Source organism: Polaromonas sp. (assembly GCF_049790275.1).
Lineage (GTDB): Bacteria > Pseudomonadota > Gammaproteobacteria > Burkholderiales > Burkholderiaceae_C > Polaromonas.
In genome coordinates this window covers 1-16307 of sequence record NZ_JBAQYR010000100.1, presented here as the reverse complement: position 1 = coordinate 16307, position 16307 = coordinate 1, and the positions used below count along the sequence as shown (strand labels likewise).

Below are 16307 nucleotides of genomic sequence, written 5' to 3'. Positions count from 1 at the left end.
CTCTAGCCCTTATGCATCAAGCGCAAGCGGCTATTATTTTCGTAGCGCTGCAGCCACCGCCTTGACGCGGTCGCGCAGCCATTTGGCTGATGCCGAAGCGTGGGTACGTTCATGCCAGAGCTGGTAATACATCATGCGCGGGAAGTCGATGGGGCATGGCAGGATTTTCACCGGCAGTGTTGCCGTGTAGCGCTCGCAGTACTGGCGCCCGGTGGTCAGCACCAGCAGGCTGGAGGCCACCATGGCGGGAATCAGGCCGAAGTGCGGGCAGCGCACCGTGATGTTGCGCTGCAGGCCCAGCTTGTCCAGGTGCTCATCGATCACACCCTTGGCGCCGGGGTGCGTGGGCGTCGGCGCCACGTGTTCGGCGGCCAGCCAGTTCGCGCTGTCCCAGCCGCGGCGGGCGGCCGGGTGGTCTTTGGCCACCAGGCAAACCACTTCGTCGCCGAACAGGCGCGCCATGTGCAGGTCGTCGGGCGGTGCCGGCCAGTTGCCGACCACGATGTCGACCTCGCCCTGCGCCAGCCGCGTGCGGTAGTCCGACTCGCCCGACAGCGGGTGGATGTCCACATGGCACAGCGGCGCCTGGTTCTTGACCTGCGCCACCAGCTGGGGCAGGAACAGCGGGTCCATGTAATCGCTGGCGGCCAGGCTGAAGGTGTGCGTCGCGGTGGCAGGGTCAAAGCCGCGGGCGTCACTGAACAGCACCTCGGCCGCCCGCAGGATGCGCGCCGAAGGCTCGATCATGCGCAGGCCGGCATCGGTAGGCACCATGCCGGCGCCCGAACGCACCAGCAAAGGGTCGCCCGCCAGCTCGCGCAGGCGCTTGAGCGCCGCGCTGACGGCGGGTTGGTACATTCCAAGGCGGATGGCGGCGCGTGAAACGCTGCGTTCGGTCAGCACGGTGTTCAAGACCCTTATGAGATGGAGGTCTATCTTGTCGAATAAGGCCTGGTCTTTCATACCTTTTTAAGCATCGCTCCAATATGACGATGGGTATACCTGCCCTGAACGATTGGGTTTACCCTAGTGAACATGGACATGTCATCGCCTCTCAAAACCATTCAATTCGTCAGGGGTGGCCAGGTGGTCTCGCTCGCCAATGTACCACCCAGCCGCACGCTGCTGGAGGTGCTGCGCGAGGACCTGGCTTGCACCGGCACCAAGGAAGGCTGCGGCGAAGGAGACTGCGGCGCCTGCACGGTGGTAGTGGGCGAGGCAGAAGGCGACCACCTGCGCTACAAGGCGGTCAACAGCTGCATCAAGCTGGCGCATTCGGTGGATGGACTGGCACTCTGGACAGTCGAGGACCTGGCAGCCGCCGACGGAACACTGCACCCCGCCCAGGAAGCCATGGTCCAGTGCCACGGCTCCCAATGCGGCTTCTGCACCCCGGGTTTTGTCATGAGCCTGTTCGGCATGTACCAGAACTACATAGCCCCCACGCTCGTCACTGCGTGTACTTCGCTGCCCCCCGAGGGGGCCGCTGCGCCCGCGGACTGGCAAAGCCAGATCCGCGGCCCTGGCTTGAAGGAGACCAACGCGCCCTCAAGGACAAACCCCATCACGCGCGAACTGGCGCAGCAGGACTTGTCCGGCAATTTGTGCCGTTGCACCGGCTACCGGCCCATTTTTGACGCCGCACAGCAGATGGCGGCCTTGCCTGCGGTGACCATCGACGAAGCGGATTTGCTATCAAAACTGAAGCTGCTTGCGCCCGTCCGCAAAGGGCTGGAGGCCAATTTCACTTACAAGTCGCCGCGTACCCTGCCAGAACTGCTGGCCGCCCGCGCGGAGCACCCCGACGCGCAGCTGGTCGCCGGCTGCACCGACGTCGGCCTGTGGGTGACCAAGATGCACATGCAGTTCGGCCAGGTGCTGGACGTGACACGGGTGGAAGAGCTTCGGCGCGTGGAGCATTACCCGCAGCACATCGCCATAGGCGCAGCCGTCACACTCAGCGACGCGTTTGCCGCGCTGGTCGCCGACCGGCCTCAGTTGCAAACCTTTGCCAACCGTTTCGCCGGCCTGCCCGTGCGCAACGCCGGCACCCTGGGCGGCAATGTGGCCAATGGCTCGCCGATTGGCGACTCCATGCCGCTGCTGATTGCCCTGGGAGCCAACGTCGTGCTGATGAGCCAGCGCGGCCATCGCGAGATGCCGCTGGAAACGCTGTACACCGGCTATCGGAAAAACGTGATGGCCGCCGACGAGGTGTTGGCCTGGATCAAGGTGCCCAAACCGGTCGCGAATGAGCAGCTCCGCGTGTACAAGATTTCCAAACGGTATGACGACGACATCTCGGCCGTGTGCCTGGCAATCAGGCTGCACGTGAAGGACGGCGTTGTCGCTTCGGCCTCCCTGGGCGCAGGCGGCGTGGCCGCCACGCCGGTGCGCGCGGTGCGTACCGAAGCGGCGCTCATCGGCCAGCCATGGACCTTGCAAACAGTCCGGCAAGCCACCACGACCTTGCGCGCCGAGTTTTCGCCGATTTCCGACATGCGCGCATCCGGTGCCTACCGCAGCGAAGTGCTGGGCAACCTGCTGCAGCGCTTCTGGCTGGAGAGCCAGGGCATGCAGCAGATCAACCTGGAATCCTTCGTTCTGGTAGAGGAGTCCCCATGAACGCCCGGGAAAGGAACCACGACGAAGGCCCGGTCAGCCGCGCCGACAACCCGACCGTGCCCCTGCTTCCCGTGCCGCCCGTGGCCGCTCCTGCTGCCGGGAGCAAACCCGCCCACGGCGCCGCCGGCCGTTCGCACAAACATGAAAGCGCCCGCGCCCAGGTCGCCGGGGCCGCCACCTACGTCGACGACATGCGCGAGGCACGCGGCACGCTGTACGCCGCGCCCATTCTCTCCACCGTGGCGCACGGCCGCCTGCTCGGCGTGGACGCCACGGCCGCGCTGGCCATGCCCGGCGTGCGCGATGTGATCCTGGCGCGCGACATTCCCGGCGACCCGTTGCTGGCCACCTTTGTGCATGACGAACCTGTGTTTGCCACCGGTACCGTGGAACACATCGGCCAGGTCATCGGCCTGGTGGTGGCAGGCTCGGTGATGGAGGCACGCCGTGCCGCGCGCAAGGTCCAGCTCAATATCGAGGAACTGCCGGCCATCCTGAAAGTGCGCGATGCGCTGAAGGCCGAAAGTTATGTGCTGCCGCCCGTGTTTGTCAAACGCGGGGATGCAGCGAAAGCGCTGAAGGCGGCCCGGCACATACTCAGCGGCCAGCTTGAAGTGGGCGGCCAGGAACATTTTTACCTCGAGGGCCAGGTGGCTTATGTCGTGCCGCAGGAGCAGAACCAGTGGCTGGTGTACTCGAGCACCCAGCACCCCGGCGAGGTGCAGCACTGGGTGTCGCACGCATTGGGCATTGACAACCATGCGGTGCGCGTCGAATGCCGGCGCATGGGCGGCGGTTTTGGTGGCAAGGAAACGCAGGCCGGCCATCTGGCCGTGTGGGCGGCGATTGCCGCGAACAAGCTCAAGTGCCCCATCAAGCTGAGGCTGGACCGCGACGATGACTTCATGGTCACCGGCAAGCGCCACCCGTTTGCTTATGACTACACCGTGGGTTTCGACGACACCGGCCGGCTGACGGGCCTGAAGCTGATGATGGCGGCCAACTGCGGCTTCAGTGCCGACCTGAGCGGCCCGGTGGCCGACCGCGCCATCTTCCACACCGACAACGCTTATTTTCTCGAGGACGTGGAGATCGCGTCCTACCGCTGCAAAACCAACACCCAAAGCCACACCGCCTTCCGCGGCTTCGGCGGTCCGCAGGGCGTGGTGCTGATCGAAACCATTCTGGGCGACATCGGGCGGCATCTGGGTCTGGACCCGCTGGATGTGCGAAAGCGCAACCTGTATGGCATTGAAGAGCGAAATGTCACCCACTACCAGATGAAGGTCGAAGACAACATCCTCGACCCCTTGCTATCAAAACTGGAGCTTTCCGCCCAATACCGGAGCCGGCGTGAGGCCATTTCGGCATGGAATGCAAAAAGCCCGGTGATCAAGCGCGGCATCGCCATCACGCCCGTCAAGTTCGGCATCTCGTTCACCGCCACGCTGTTCAACCAGGCCGGCGCACTGGTGCACGTGTACACCGATGGCAGCGTGCAGGTGAACCACGGCGGCACAGAAATGGGCCAGGGCCTGAACACCAAGGTCGCGCAGGTCGTCGCCGACGAACTGGGCGTGGCCTTTGAGGACGTGCTGGCCACGGCGAGCGACACCAGCAAGATCCCGAATGCCTCGGCCACCGCTGCCTCGGCCGGCACGGACCTCAATGCGCGCGCTGCGCAGTACGCCGCGCGCAACGTGAAGAACAACCTGGCGCAATTCGTCGCCGGGCTGGACGGCTGCGGCGCCGGCGCCGTGTCGTTTGCCGGTGGTGCCATCAGTTCGCCCAAAGGCAGCCGGCCCTTCCCGGAGGTGGTGCGCATGGCCTACGCCAACCGCATCCAGCTCTGGAGCGACGGTTTTTACCGCACGCCGAAAATCCATTACGACAAGACCACGCTGACTGGCCGGCCGTTTTATTACTTTGCCTACGGCGCGGCCTGCAGCGAAGTCGCCATCGACACACTCACCGGCGAAAGCCGTGTGCTGAAGGTCGACATCCTGCACGACGTCGGCACCAGCATCAACCCGGCCATCGACATCGGCCAGATCGAAGGCGGCTTTGTGCAGGGCATGGGCTGGCTGACCACCGAGCAGCTGGTGTGGAACGACAAGGGCCTGCTGACGACCCACGCACCCAGCACCTACAAAATCCCGGCGGCCGGCGACATTCCCGAACACTTCAAAATTGAGCTCTGGCCCGAGCCGAACCGCGAAGACAACGTGTTCGGCAGCAAGGCGGTTGGCGAACCGCCTTTCATGCTGGCGATCAGCGTGCTGGAGGCGCTGAAGGAGGCAGTGGCGGCAGCGCGTGATGGCACTGTCCGGCTGGATGCGCCGGCCACTGCCGAAAACGTACTCAAAGCTTTGCGCAACAGCTGAGACTGAACCGCCAGGGCCGGGAACTCAGCGCGAGCGGGAAGACGCAGGTTCCACCAGCCGTGCCGTGGATTTACGTGCCGTGTTGCCGCCCCCTATTTCCACACGCACCCGACCGTTGGACGTCGCCGTGGCTGCGGCGTCGGCAGAAGGCTCCAGGCCGGTATAGAGCTGCATGACGGTTTTGACATACTTCTGGGTTTCGGGATAGTTGGGAACCTTGTTCCCGGCGCGTTGTACCGCACCTTCTCCCGCGTTGTAGGCAGCCAGTGCCAGTTCCAGCCGCCCCGGAAACATCCTGATCAGGTCCGCCAAGTACCTGGCACCGGTCTTGATGTTGACCTTGGGATTGGTCAGCTTTTTGGCGACGGTGCTGTTCTTGCCTGCCGTCACGCCATAACGCTCCGCTGTAGGCGGCATCACCTGCATCAAGCCGACCGCGCCCTTGGGCGAAACGGCATGGGCGTTGAAGCCCGACTCGGTGCTGATCAAGGCCTGCAGCAGCGAATAGTCAATGCCATGGGTTTTCGAGGCCTCGCGCAGCAAGGGGCTGACCGCCTTGTAAGTGCTGGACTGCTCGAAAAAATCCAGCAACCTGGGAGACACGGTGCGGGCGCTGGCGACGCTGGCAACCACCGGAACAACTTCGGAAGCTTCCGTTTCGACGGTCTTCGGCGCCTCCCTCGGCGCCGGTCCTGCGCCGGCCATGGGCCGGAACGGTTCTACAGCGTCGCTGTCCTTGAGGAGGAGCTCATAACGCTCGTCGAGGCGGCTGGTGGCGAAATGCGGGATCCGCTCCGAATCCACATAACCCCAGATGTCCGCCCTGGCGGGCGACACATGCAAACACAACAGGGCCGGCACGCCGAGGGAGAACAGACATCGGGAAAGAGACGTCACCACCCTCATGCCGGAGTGCGACTCACAGCCTCAGTCCGCAAGGGAGGCCTGCCATTGCTCGAAGGCTTCATAGGCCTCCCCTCCAGCGAGATAACGCCTGCGCGCTGCGTCGGGAATGGCATCGAACCGCTCCTGGGCTACGTCGAGAGGCGAGTCATGCATGCGCTCCGGCCATAACTCGTAACCCTGGTCCATCAGGTCGCCGAGGTCGGCCTCGCCTTTGACCAGCGCGTAATAGGCGTGGGCAAAATCACTGGCCCATTTGCCATATTCCGCGCCGTCAAGCGCCCTGTCGTCATGTGTGCGGATGAAGCCCGACCCCGTTTCTGCATAAGACATAAAAACAAATCCTTCTTTTGCCGATCGTTGCAACTCTAGGCAGGCTGACCAACCCATCCTGTAGGACAAGGCCGATGGCCGTTGTGGAACTTGCTTTCATATGGCGATTTCCTGTTCGGGAATATGCAAATTTGATAGCGATGCATCCAGCATTTATGCGGGTATCTGGCTATTTTCATTTCAGGAAACAACTTCCAACATTCTCGCCAGGATGGTCACATTCCCCCTCTCCGCTGAATATGCCCCGTCAAAAAACCCACACGGGTCAATGACGCAACGAATTGCCTCAAACGCCGCCGAGCGCGCGTTCTTGTTCAGCTTAGGTTCAGCCGCACGCTTGCAACATGGTGCCAAGGTCCAGAGCAGACCACTGGCCCTCAACCCTTTAAACCTTTCCCGCCGGTTAAAGCCGCAGAGCAAAGCGCTTTTATCGCCCACACCCCACGAAGGAATCCCATGACATCCATCAACCAGGTCTTCCTGTTGACCGCCTGCTGCACGCTGCTGCTGACCGCATGCAACAAGGCAGAGAACCCGAGCGCGACGCTGACTCCGGCTGCCAGCGCAGTTGCCAACGTTTCAGACGCCGATATCACGACCCATGTCAAATCTGCACTGAACAAGGCACCCGGTCTGGCAGGGCTTGACATCACTGTCGTCACCACCAAGGGCGACGTTCGGCTCACGGGTGTAGTGTCAAGCCAGGCGCAGATCGACACCGCCATCAGCGCCGCACGGGCCGCCCAGGGCGCCCATACCATCCACGATGAGTTGACCGTCAAGCAGTGAAGCACAGCCCCGCGATCCGGTCACCCTGCCTGACGCGGCGGTGCTGACTAGGGCCTGTTCACACTATTTATGCAAGTGCGAACAGGCCCTAATCCTGTCTGCCAAACCGACCCAGCCCCACCTCCACCAAACCTTCGGGGCGGCGAAGCAGGAACAACACATCCATCCCCATACGCTGTGCCATGGCCAGACCGTCGTCGGGGCCTGCCACCAGCAAGGCCGTGGCCCAGGCGTCCGCTTGCATGCAGGTACGCGCCAGCACGGTGACCGATGCCACGGCGTTGTTCACAGGCGCACAGCGGCGCGCGTCCATGGTGTGCGCGAGGCGCGCATCGCCCACCTCCAGATAACGCCGGTAGTCGCCCGAGGTGGCCACGGCCAGATCTTCCAGCTCGATGACCCCGTGCACCGCGCGGTGTCCCGCCTCGGGGCGTTCGAGCGCCACCGCCCAGGGCACGCCGCTGGCCTGGGCTCCCACGGCGCGCAGCTCACCATCCAGCGCTGCCAGCGCATGCCGCACACCGTGCTGTTGCAGCACGGTGGCCATGCGGTCCACCGCGTAGCCCTTGGCGATGCCGCACAGGTCGAGCTGCAAGGGCGCACACTTGCGGGCGCGGCCTGAGGGCCTGTCCAGCTCCAGGCACCCGTGCGCAGTGAGGGGGGAGGGCTGGCGTGCGGCGCGGATCGCCTGCGCGTCGGGTGCATCGCGCACCGCGCCAAACCCCCAGGCATCAACCAGTGCCCCAACGCACGGATCGAATGCACCCGCGCTCAGGCGGCGGACGTCGAGCGCACAGTCCAGTACCTCCAGTATTTCAGCGGGCAGGTCCACCCAGTCGTCCACGGGCGCGCGGTTCAGGCGCATGAGGCCGCTGTCCGGTTTCCAGGGCGACATCTGCTCGTCCACCTGCCCCACCGCAGCGGCGAGGTCCTGGTGCAAGGCCACCAGGTCCATGGTGTGGTCGGCGTCGATACTGGCAGACCAGCGTGTGCCCATGGTCGGGCCGTGCAGGGTGGTCCGCTTGCAGGCCGTGGCGGGCTCAGAAGACATCTTCGGCATACCGCTCCTTTGCTTTCAGCGTCGATACATTCAACTGCAGTGGTGCCAGCACCACGTCCAGCGTCTCGGCCACGCCACGCGCCATGGCGCGGCTTCCGCAAACGCGCACGATGGCGCCCTGTGCCACCAGGCCGCGCACGCGCTCGGCGTCTCGGCGCAGGGCATCCTGCACATAGCCGCCGCCGTCGGGCACGCGGGAAAAAGCCGTCTGCAGCGTTGTCAGGCGCGCTTCGCCGAGCCAGCGCTGAATTTCGGGGCCGAAGTAAAAATCCCGCGCCGGGTCGCGTCCACCAAAGTACAGGTGCATCGGGCTGCGTCTGTCGTTGCGGCGGATGAAGCCGGCCAGCGGCGCCACGCCTGTGCCCGACCCGATCAGCAGCACAGGTCGCCGCGTTCGCGGCAGTGCAAAACCGGGGTTGGGCCGGATAAAGGCGGTGATGCTGTCCCCCTTCTGCAGGCCCAGCAAGTGCGTAGAGCACAGGCCATCCGGCATCTGACGCACGCAGATTTCCAGAAACCCGTCTTCCCAGCCCGACGCCAGCGAGTAGTAGCGCGGCACGGCCGAACCCGGCGGCACGATGCCCACGAGGTCGCCTACTGCAAACCGCGCCAGACCGTGCCCGCGCAGGCGTGCACCCGGGCCCTGTGCAGGCCAGGCAAAGCGCAGGATCGCCGTGGCCTGCCCGGTCGCACCGGGGTAGTCCTGGCGCGCCATGAGCGTGAGCGCTGCAGTGGGCGGCACGCGCGGCACATGCTCCAGCACCAGGGGTTCGCCCAGCGCCTGTGCCAGGGCAACGCCCCAGCGCGCGAACTGCTGGCCCGATTGCTGGTGAATGCACTCGAGCGGCAGCAGTGCCGGCCAGCCCTGCGCGCGCAGCGCCTGGTCCAGCGTCTGGGCAAAGGCGCAGAAGGCCGGGAACTGCCGGTCGCCAAAGCCCAGCACCGTCACCGGCACCGCGCTGGCGTTGAGCCTGGCGATGTGCTCCAGGGCGTGGCTGGCGTGGGCCGGGGCCTGGCCTTCACCATAGGTTGCAGCAAGTACAAACACCTGCCGCGTGGCGGCCGTGGTTCGAAAGTTTTCCAGCGCGCTGGTGTGAACGCGATGGCCGCTCTGGTTCAGCGCGTCTTGCAGCGTCTGGGCAAAACCCCAGGTGCTGCCGCCTTCGCTGGCAACAAAGATGAGCACGTCGGCCTGTGCCAGCGGGGTGTTGCCCGTGATGTGTGGCGCCTGGCGGCGTGCCTGCCACCAAATGACAACGCCCGACAGCCAGAACAGCAGCACGCTGGCGCCCACGAGCCCGAGCACCACGGCCCAGGGCCAGGCGGATTCGCCCGTGTGCAGCACCACGGCCAGGTCGTAAACGCGCTGCGCAAAGGTGGCGTCCTGCCAGGCCAGCATTTGCCCCGAGTACCGGTCGATCCAACCTTGACCCTGGGCGGTGGCGACCTTCCAGGTGTCCTCCGGGTCGCTGGCGCCGGGAAGATTCAGCTTGCGCAAATCACGCACCGCAAGGCCTTGAAGCGTGGCGAGCTGTGCGCCGGGCAAGGCTGGCTTGCCGTTGACCGCCGAGAGCACTTCAGGCTCGGTCCTGGTGTCCAGTGCCACGAGGCCCAGGGTCGAGGCGCTCATGGTCAGCGCCGTGAGCGATGTCAGGCACAGGACGGCGAGCACCACACGGCCCGCGACCACGTGGATGCGCTGCGCCAGCGAGCCACGCACCCGCGCCGCCAGCCGCCGCCAGCCGCCCATGCGCCGCAGCAGCAGCACCAGGGCAGAGACGCACAACAAACCCATGGCCAGCGCAATGCCCGCTGCGCCCCAGCGCCCGGCGTCGCCGAGCAACAGCGAGCGGTGCAGGTTCTTCACCCAGCGCGGCAGCGCCGAGGCTTGCCACGCACCCAGCACCCGGCCATCGGCCGGGTCCACGTATGACGCCTGCGGCTGGTCGCCGGCAAAGCTGAACACCACGATGGCACCCGATGGCAGGTGGCGAATTTCTTCCGCGCCCGGGACGGTGCGCGTCACGCGCTCAACCAGCGTAGCCACGGCCAAATCGCCCGGTGTGGCAGGTACCTGCCACGCCTGCTGCACCGGATCGATCGCCAGGATGGCGCCGGTGACGCCCAGCACCACGGCCAGTGTGCCAACGGTCAGGCCCAGCCAGCGGTGGATGGCTTTCCAGCTCATGCGAGACCCTTCATTGAAGTTGGAAGGTCACCGACTGGATGTACTGCTTGCCGGCCTGCGGCTTGCCGGCGTTGGCTTTGGACAGCGGTACGCGGACCTCCGACGGGCTGTCGCGCATGTTTTCTGCAGCGGCGTCGATGCGGATTTCGTAGCCCGCGTCAATCAGTGCATCCGCCAGATCGGCTGTGACCTTGAGTGTGCGCCCCGCGCCCACGCTGGCACCGGTGACGCCGTCCAGGCGCTTGGCGTCACCGGCCGAGAGGCGGCTCCAGTCAGACAAGTGCTTGTGGTACTTCGCCTTGCCGCCGGCCACCCACAGTGTGCGCACATAGGCGCCTTTGGCATCGATCAGGTACGCCGCCAGGTAGGCGCCGTCGCCACCGTAGTTCTTGAGCTGGGCGGTCAGCGTGACCGGTCGGCTGTGTGCCAGTGCGGGAAGCGCCAGCGCGCAGGCGCTGGCCAAAATGGTCAAAAGAGGTTTGGACATGGTGATGCTCCTGTGGGATTGGCGGTTACTGGATCTGGCCGCGCGGCGCGCCGCCAGGGGTCAACAAAGGCGATGGCGCCGCGGCGCCATCCGGTTGCGGCGGTCGTTCCTGCTGCGCGGCACCCTCCTGACCACGATCTCGTTCCCGGGAACGTTGGTGGTCGTCTTGCTTCATCTTCAACACTTTCAGGGTTTCCGGGTCGATCTTGGCCTTGAAGGTGCGTCCCTGGACATCCGTGCCGCGAATTTCATAGCAGCCGTCGTCGATCTTCAGCCGCTGGATCTGCCAGCCCTGTGCGACTGCCATCTGCCGCACAGCCTCACGCGTCTGCCAGCGATTGAGCGGCGCATCGCAATCGTCACCGGCCCATGCGGGTAGGACGGCCAGGCCCACTGACAAAACCAGCAAGCCGGGGCGCAAAGAGGTGGGGTATTTCATGGGAGGGTCCTTTAAAACGGGTCAGCACATGATGAACGGTTTACGGTGCCGCCAATGCCAGGGCTGGTGCCCGGCAGCCAAATTCCAGCTGCAACGTTGATACGCATCATGGTTCTGCCTTCTTGTTCAATGAGATTGTGGAAAAGCCACCCTGTATGCATGCTGAATGGCGCATTCATCTTCTGTTCATCACCCAAAAAGCAAACCGCGGGCCTGTGGTCTCGTGCAGCTGGGCTGACCCGTCGCTGCCCTGTTCTGTCTGGCTTGGGAATGTGGTGCCCGGATGGGTCCCGCCAACCAGGGGCTGTTCATACCCCATTACCCAGCAGTCCGAAATATAGGCGGCAGACGGGGCTTGAAGAATGAGCGGTCGAGCCTGTGATTTTTCTTCACTTCGTGCAGTTGCTGCTCGACGCGAATCTCCAGTTTTTCGTCCGCTTCAGGATGGATCTCTGGGCCCGAGTCCAACCGAGAAGACAACGTGTTCGGCAGCAAGGCCGTCGGCGAGCCGCCTTTCATGCGGGCGATCAGCGTGCTGAAGGTCCCCGCCGCAAGGCCCGAGTGAGCCCTTACCGCTACTCGCTCATCACCACCACCACCTGCCCGTCGCTGCGACCCAGGGAAAGGTAGATGTGGCCCACGCCGCTGTCGAAGTAAGCGGTTTCGTGGCGACCCAGCTCTATGGTTTCACCGGTTTCGAAGTGAATGGCCACGCGGCCTGCAAGCACCATGACGAACTCCTGCCCCTGGTGCCGTATGAAATCCGGGAACTGGTCCCGCTTGCGCGCCACGATGCGGCCATACAGTGGCGTCATCCGTTTGCCCGGGAAACCTGTGGCCAGCATGCGGTAGTCGTAGTTGCCCGAGCTGTAGGCCGGCCCTGAATCGGCCGAAGACCACACCACCGACGGCGCTTGTGCGCCAGCCGGTGCTGCGGCGCGCGCATCAAACAGCTGCCCCACGTCCAGTGCCAGCGCGCGGGCCACGGCGGCCAGCTTTTCGTAACTGACAGAAATTTGGCCGAGTTCCATTTTGGACAGCGTGGACAGCGCCACGCCGGAACGGCCGGACAGGTCTTTCAAGGTCAGCCGCCTTGCCTTGCGGTGTTCGCGCAGTTGCAGGCCAAGCTGCGCCCGGTCGGCCTCGGGGGCAGCGGCGGAGGTGCGGGCAGAGCGTGCAGGCATGGTGTTTTCCCTTGTTCGAACTGAAAGCAGACAGACGGCACTGGACAGGCATGATTCTCGCATGTGAGAATTCTCAAATGCGAGAATATGACCTGATCATTGTGGGCGCCGGCATGGCCGGTGCGTCCCTGGCCTGGCGCGCGGCCGGCCAGCAAAGCGTGCTGCTGCTGGAGCGCGAGGCCCAGCCCGGCTACCACTCGACCGGCCGCTCGGCCGCCATGTTCATGGAAAGTTACGGCCCGCCGGCCGTGCGGGCACTCACCTGCGCCAGCCGTGCCTTTTACGAGCACCCTCCCGAAGGATTTGCCACAGCGCCCCTCATGCATCCCCGCGGAGCGCTGTATGTCGCCACCCCCGGGCAGGAAGCGCTGATGGCGCAGACCCGCACCGAACTGGCCACAGGTTGTCCCGGCCTGGAAGTGCTGGATGCCCGCGCCACCCTGGCGCGCGTGCCCTGCCTGCGGCCCGAGATGGTGCATGGCGGCCTGTACGACCCGGGTGCCCAGGATATTGATGTGCACGCGCTACACCAAGGCTTTTTGCGCGGCTTCCGCCAGCAGGGCGGCGAGTTGCGCACCGGCACCACGCTGACGCAGGCCACACACGACGGACAATGCTGGACGCTGCAGTTCGCCGACGGCCAGGCCGTGCGCACCCACATGGTCGTCAATGCCGCTGGCGCCTGGGCCGACGAACTGGCGGGCCTGTTCGGTGCTGCCCCCATCGGGCTGGTGCCGCACCGGCGCAGCGCCTTCACCTTCAAGGCGCCCGAAGGTGTGGACGTGTCCGGCTGGCCAGCCGTGGTGGGCATGGATGAAAGTTACTACTTCAAACCCGACGCCGGCCAGCTGCTGGGCTCGCCTGCCAACGCCGACCCCACCGTGCCGCACGACGTGGTGCCCGAAGAACTGGACATTGCCATGGGCATCCACCAGATCGAGTCGGTCACCACCTTGAGCATCCGCCGTCCCAGCAGCACCTGGGCCGGGCTGCGCTCGTTTGTGCCTGACGGTGAAATGGTGATCGGCCGGGATGCTGCCTGCCCCGGCTTTTTCTGGCTCGCGGCACAGGGAGGTTACGGCATCCAGAGCGCGGCCGGCGCGAGTGCGCTGGCCGATGCCCTGCTGCGCGGTGTAGCCCTGCCGACCGAACTGGTTCAACATGGCGTCGACGCTGCCGCGCTGTCACCGGCCCGCTTGCGTTGACCAACCCTGACCTCCCATGAGCAGCCCCACCTTTCCCGCCGCCGCGCTTGATGCGGCCCTGGCCGAGGCCACTGCCCGCTACCGAGCGAACAACCCCGCCAGCGAGCTGCTACTGCTTGAGGCCGCCGACGTGCTGCCCGCGGGCAACACGCGCAGTGTGCTGTTCTACACGCCCTTCCCTCTGTACATGGCGCGGGGCGAAAGCTGCCACCTGTGGGATGCCGACGGCCACCGCTACCTGGACGCGCTGGGCGAGTTCACGGCGGGCATTTACGGCCACTCGAATGCGGTGATCCGGCAAGCCATCGTGGCTGCGCTGCAGGACGGCCTGAGCCTGTCTTCGCACACCGCGCGCGAGGCCGCGCTGGCGCATGAAATCCAGCGCCGTTTTCCCGGCATGGCGCTGCTGCGTTTTACCAACTCGGGCACCGAAGCCAACCTGATGGCGCTGGCTGCGGCCACCGCGCACACGGGCCGGCGCAAGGTGCTGGTGTTCAACGGCGCCTACCACGGCGGTGTGTTGTCGTTTGGCGGTGGCGGCTCGCCGGTGAACGTGCCGCACGATTTCGTGGTCGCACTCTACAACGACATCGATGCGGTGCGCACGCTGGTACAGGCCCACGGCCCGCAACTGGCGGCCATCCTGGTTGAACCCATGCTGGGCGCCGGCGGCTGCATTCCCGCGGACCCCACCTTTCTGCATGGCTTGCGCACGCTGGCCAGTGAATGCGGCGCCTTGCTGATCCTCGATGAAGTCATGACCTCGCGCCTGTCCAGCGGCGGGCGGCAGGCGCTGCTGGGCTTGACGCCGGACCTCACCACGCTGGGCAAATATTTCGGCGGCGGCCTGTCCTTCGGCGCCTTCGGCGGCCGGGCCGATGTCATGGAACGGTTCGATCCGCGCCGCGCCGATGCGCTGGGCCATGCCGGCACTTTCAACAACAATGCACTGACCATGGCCGCCGGCCTGGCCGGCCTGACCCAGGTGCTTACCCCCACCGCACTCGAAGCACTGAATCAGCGCGGCGAACACCTGCGCGAACGGCTCAACGGTGTGTTCCAGCGCCACACCGTGGGCCTGCAATTCACCGGCCTGGGCTCGGTCATGCAACTGCACGCCACCGACCGGCCGCTGCGCAACGCGGCCGACCTGGCTGGCACCGATGACCGCGTCAAGGCCCTGCTGTTTTTCGACCTGCTGGAGCGCGGCATCTTCCTGGCGCGGCGCGGGTTGGTCGCGCTCTCGCTGCCCTTCGGCGATGCGCAGGCCGACGAGTTTGTTGCCGCGCTGGAGGCAGTGGTCGCAGCGCGCAGCTCCCTGTTGCCGGCAGCCGGGTCTGGCATTCCCATCCCCCGTTGACATTTTTTTCATTCCTTTTTTAAACGAGGTTCACCATGCAACACACCATCAATACTTTTCGCCGTGCACTCCTTGCCAGCAGCCTGCTTTTCGCCGGACTCGCCTGCGCGGCCGGCTACCCCGAACGGCCGGTCACTCTGGTGGCACCCTACCCCGCTGGCGGCGCGGCTGATGTACTGGCCCGCATCCTCGGCAAAAAACTCGAGGAGCAGCTGGGCCAACCCGTCGTGGTGGAAAACAAACCGGGCGCCGGTACCGCCATTGGTGCAGCAGCTGTGGCCAATGCCAAGCCAGACGGCTACACCCTGCTCATCAGCTCCAACTCCACCTTCACGCTGAACCCCGCGGTGCAGGCCAAGCTCCCTTATGACCCGGCAAAAGGCTTCGACGCCATCGGCATGGTTGGCTCGGTAGCACTGGCCGTGCTGGTGCACCCGTCGGTGACGGCAGCAAACGTGCCGCAACTGGTGGCCGCCGCCAAGGCCAACCCCGACAAGTTTGTCTACGGCAGCTTCGGCAACGGCACCAGCTCCAACTTTGCCGGCGCAATGTTCAATAACGCCACCGGCCTCAAGATGATGCACATCCCGTACAAAGGCAGTGCGCCGCTGATGACCGACCTGATAGGTGGTCAGATCCCGGTGAGCTTCGACACCGTGGTGGCGGCAGCGCCCCAGCTCAAAAGCGGCAAGATCAAGGTGCTGGCGGTCGCCTCAGCCAAACGCTCCGGCGTGATGCCCGATGTGCCCACCGTGGCCGAGGCCGGTTACCCCGGTTTCGACATGACGGCCTGGCTCGCGCTGGTGGCGCCGCGCGGCCTGCCGGCGGACGTCAAGTCCCGGCTCGATAAAGCACTGGCCACACTGATGGCCAGCCCCGACACCCAGGAAAAAATGAAGGCCGCCGGTTTCGAGCCCGCGTACAGCACCATTCCCGACTGGGCCGGCATGGTCACCGCCGACATTGCCCGCATGAAAACCATCGCCGAACGCTCGCAGATCAAAATAGATTGAAGATGAATACCACTCTCGTCGAAACATCGGCCGTCGAACTGCGGCGCCTGATCGGCAGCCGCCAGCTCTCGCCGGTCGAGTTGCTGGATGCCTGCATCGCACGCATCGAAGCCCTGAACCCGGCCATCAACGCCATCTGCGCCACCGACTTCACCCGCGCCCGCGAAGCCGCGCGCCAGGCCGAGGCGCAGGTGATGCGCGGCGCACCGCTGGGCTCGCTGCACGGCCTGCCCATGGGCATCAAGGACCTGCAGGACACAGAGGGCCTGCTCACCACCTATGGCAACGTGCGCCTGCGCGGCAACGTGCCGGCGGCCGACAACGCGCTGGTGGCACG

At 65.2% G+C, this 16307-nt stretch carries 15 protein-coding genes; 7 read left to right on the top strand and 8 right to left on the bottom strand.

Annotated elements, in window-relative coordinates; translation table 11 throughout:
* Positions 1-33 precede the first annotated feature (33 nt).
* Positions 34-963, bottom strand: coding sequence for a LysR family transcriptional regulator (locus WA904_RS13505; RefSeq protein ID WP_425197642.1), 930 nt, complete (start codon positions 961-963; stop codon positions 34-36).
* A 78-nt stretch (positions 964-1041) separates the two neighbouring features.
* On the opposite strand from WA904_RS13505, the gene xdhA reads away from it, so the two are divergent.
* Together xdhA and xdhB are read left to right on the top strand one after the other, a co-directional pair.
* On the top strand, positions 1042-2625 hold the full coding sequence (gene xdhA, locus WA904_RS13500; RefSeq protein ID WP_425197641.1) for a xanthine dehydrogenase small subunit: 1584 nt from the start codon (positions 1042-1044) through the stop codon (positions 2623-2625).
* Positions 2622-5009: a xanthine dehydrogenase molybdopterin binding subunit gene (xdhB, locus tag WA904_RS13495; protein ID WP_425197640.1), complete on the top strand. Its 2388-nt coding sequence runs from the start codon at positions 2622-2624 to the stop codon at positions 5007-5009. Before xdhA ends, xdhB begins: the two co-directional genes overlap by 4 nt.
* Positions 5010-5033: 24 nt before the next feature.
* Here the strand turns inward: xdhB and WA904_RS13490 are convergent, their stop codons facing one another.
* On the bottom strand, positions 5034-5906 hold the full coding sequence (locus WA904_RS13490; RefSeq protein WP_425197639.1) for a lytic transglycosylase domain-containing protein: 873 nt from the start codon (positions 5904-5906) through the stop codon (positions 5034-5036).
* A gap of 30 nt (positions 5907-5936) precedes the next feature.
* Positions 5937-6245: a hypothetical protein gene (locus tag WA904_RS13485; RefSeq protein ID WP_425197638.1), complete on the bottom strand. Its 309-nt coding sequence runs from the start codon at positions 6243-6245 to the stop codon at positions 5937-5939.
* 456 nt (positions 6246-6701) lie between these two features.
* On the opposite strand from WA904_RS13485, the gene WA904_RS13480 reads away from it, so the two are divergent.
* Entirely contained in the window at positions 6702-7034 is a 333-nt protein-coding gene (locus WA904_RS13480) for a BON domain-containing protein (protein ID WP_425197637.1), read from the top strand.
* Between the two features lie 88 nt (positions 7035-7122).
* Here WA904_RS13480 and WA904_RS13475 read toward each other — a convergent pair whose 3' ends face one another.
* The 5 genes from WA904_RS13475 to WA904_RS13455 all read right to left on the bottom strand — a co-directional run bounded on the left by WA904_RS13475 (position 7123) and on the right by WA904_RS13455 (position 12392).
* Complete coding sequence (locus tag WA904_RS13475; protein ID WP_425197636.1) at positions 7123-8094, bottom strand: FAD:protein FMN transferase; 972 nt, start codon at positions 8092-8094, stop codon at positions 7123-7125.
* Entirely contained in the window at positions 8075-10282 is a 2208-nt protein-coding gene (locus WA904_RS13470) for a PepSY domain-containing protein (protein ID WP_425197635.1), read from the bottom strand. Before WA904_RS13470 ends, WA904_RS13475 begins: the two co-directional genes overlap by 20 nt.
* Positions 10283-10292: 10 nt before the next feature.
* Positions 10293-10769 (bottom strand): DUF2271 domain-containing protein, encoded by a 477-nt coding sequence (locus WA904_RS13465; protein WP_425197634.1) that lies wholly within the window; start codon positions 10767-10769, stop codon positions 10293-10295.
* Positions 10770-10794: 25 nt separating this feature from the next.
* Positions 10795-11208 carry a PepSY domain-containing protein gene (locus WA904_RS13460; protein ID WP_425197633.1) on the bottom strand — a complete coding sequence of 138 codons (414 nt, stop codon included), beginning with the start codon at positions 11206-11208 and terminating at the stop codon, positions 10795-10797.
* Positions 11209-11783: 575 nt separating this feature from the next.
* A complete protein-coding gene (locus WA904_RS13455) occupies positions 11784-12392 on the bottom strand; it encodes a helix-turn-helix domain-containing protein (RefSeq protein ID WP_425197632.1) in 609 nt (202 codons plus the stop codon).
* Positions 12393-12469: 77 nt separating this feature from the next.
* On the opposite strand from WA904_RS13455, the gene WA904_RS13450 reads away from it, so the two are divergent.
* From WA904_RS13450 to WA904_RS13435, 4 genes are all read left to right on the top strand, one after another.
* Positions 12470-13597, top strand: coding sequence for an NAD(P)/FAD-dependent oxidoreductase (locus WA904_RS13450; protein WP_425197631.1), 1128 nt, complete (start codon positions 12470-12472; stop codon positions 13595-13597).
* A gap of 16 nt (positions 13598-13613) precedes the next feature.
* Positions 13614-14957: an aspartate aminotransferase family protein gene (locus tag WA904_RS13445; RefSeq protein ID WP_425197630.1), complete on the top strand. Its 1344-nt coding sequence runs from the start codon at positions 13614-13616 to the stop codon at positions 14955-14957.
* 35 nt (positions 14958-14992) lie between these two features.
* Entirely contained in the window at positions 14993-15970 is a 978-nt protein-coding gene (locus WA904_RS13440) for a Bug family tripartite tricarboxylate transporter substrate binding protein (protein WP_425197629.1), read from the top strand.
* A 2-nt stretch (positions 15971-15972) separates the two neighbouring features.
* A partial coding sequence (locus WA904_RS13435; protein ID WP_425197628.1) for an amidase family protein occupies positions 15973-16307 on the top strand: 335 nt, incomplete at its 3' end.

Excerpts from the sequence above, each read along its gene's own strand:
- WA904_RS13480 (WP_425197637.1), top strand. The coding sequence starts at position 6,702 with ATGACATCCATCAACCAGGTCTTCCTGTTGACCGCCTGCTGCACGCTG.
- WA904_RS13505 (WP_425197642.1), bottom strand. The coding sequence starts at position 963 with ATGAAAGACCAGGCCTTATTCGACAAGATAGACCTCCATCTCATAAGG.
- WA904_RS13485 (WP_425197638.1), bottom strand. The coding sequence starts at position 6,245 with ATGTCTTATGCAGAAACGGGGTCGGGCTTCATCCGCACACATGACGAC.
- WA904_RS13455 (WP_425197632.1), bottom strand. The coding sequence starts at position 12,392 with ATGCCTGCACGCTCTGCCCGCACCTCCGCCGCTGCCCCCGAGGCCGAC.
- WA904_RS13460 (WP_425197633.1), bottom strand. The coding sequence starts at position 11,208 with ATGAAATACCCCACCTCTTTGCGCCCCGGCTTGCTGGTTTTGTCAGTG.
- WA904_RS13440 (WP_425197629.1), top strand. The coding sequence starts at position 14,993 with ATGCAACACACCATCAATACTTTTCGCCGTGCACTCCTTGCCAGCAGC.
- WA904_RS13470 (WP_425197635.1), bottom strand. The coding sequence starts at position 10,282 with ATGAGCTGGAAAGCCATCCACCGCTGGCTGGGCCTGACCGTTGGCACA.
- WA904_RS13475 (WP_425197636.1), bottom strand. The coding sequence starts at position 8,094 with ATGCCGAAGATGTCTTCTGAGCCCGCCACGGCCTGCAAGCGGACCACC.
- xdhA (WP_425197641.1), top strand. The coding sequence starts at position 1,042 with ATGTCATCGCCTCTCAAAACCATTCAATTCGTCAGGGGTGGCCAGGTG.
- WA904_RS13465 (WP_425197634.1), bottom strand. The coding sequence starts at position 10,769 with ATGTCCAAACCTCTTTTGACCATTTTGGCCAGCGCCTGCGCGCTGGCG.
- WA904_RS13450 (WP_425197631.1), top strand. The coding sequence starts at position 12,470 with ATGCGAGAATATGACCTGATCATTGTGGGCGCCGGCATGGCCGGTGCG.
- WA904_RS13445 (WP_425197630.1), top strand. The coding sequence starts at position 13,614 with ATGAGCAGCCCCACCTTTCCCGCCGCCGCGCTTGATGCGGCCCTGGCC.
- xdhB (WP_425197640.1), top strand. The coding sequence starts at position 2,622 with ATGAACGCCCGGGAAAGGAACCACGACGAAGGCCCGGTCAGCCGCGCC.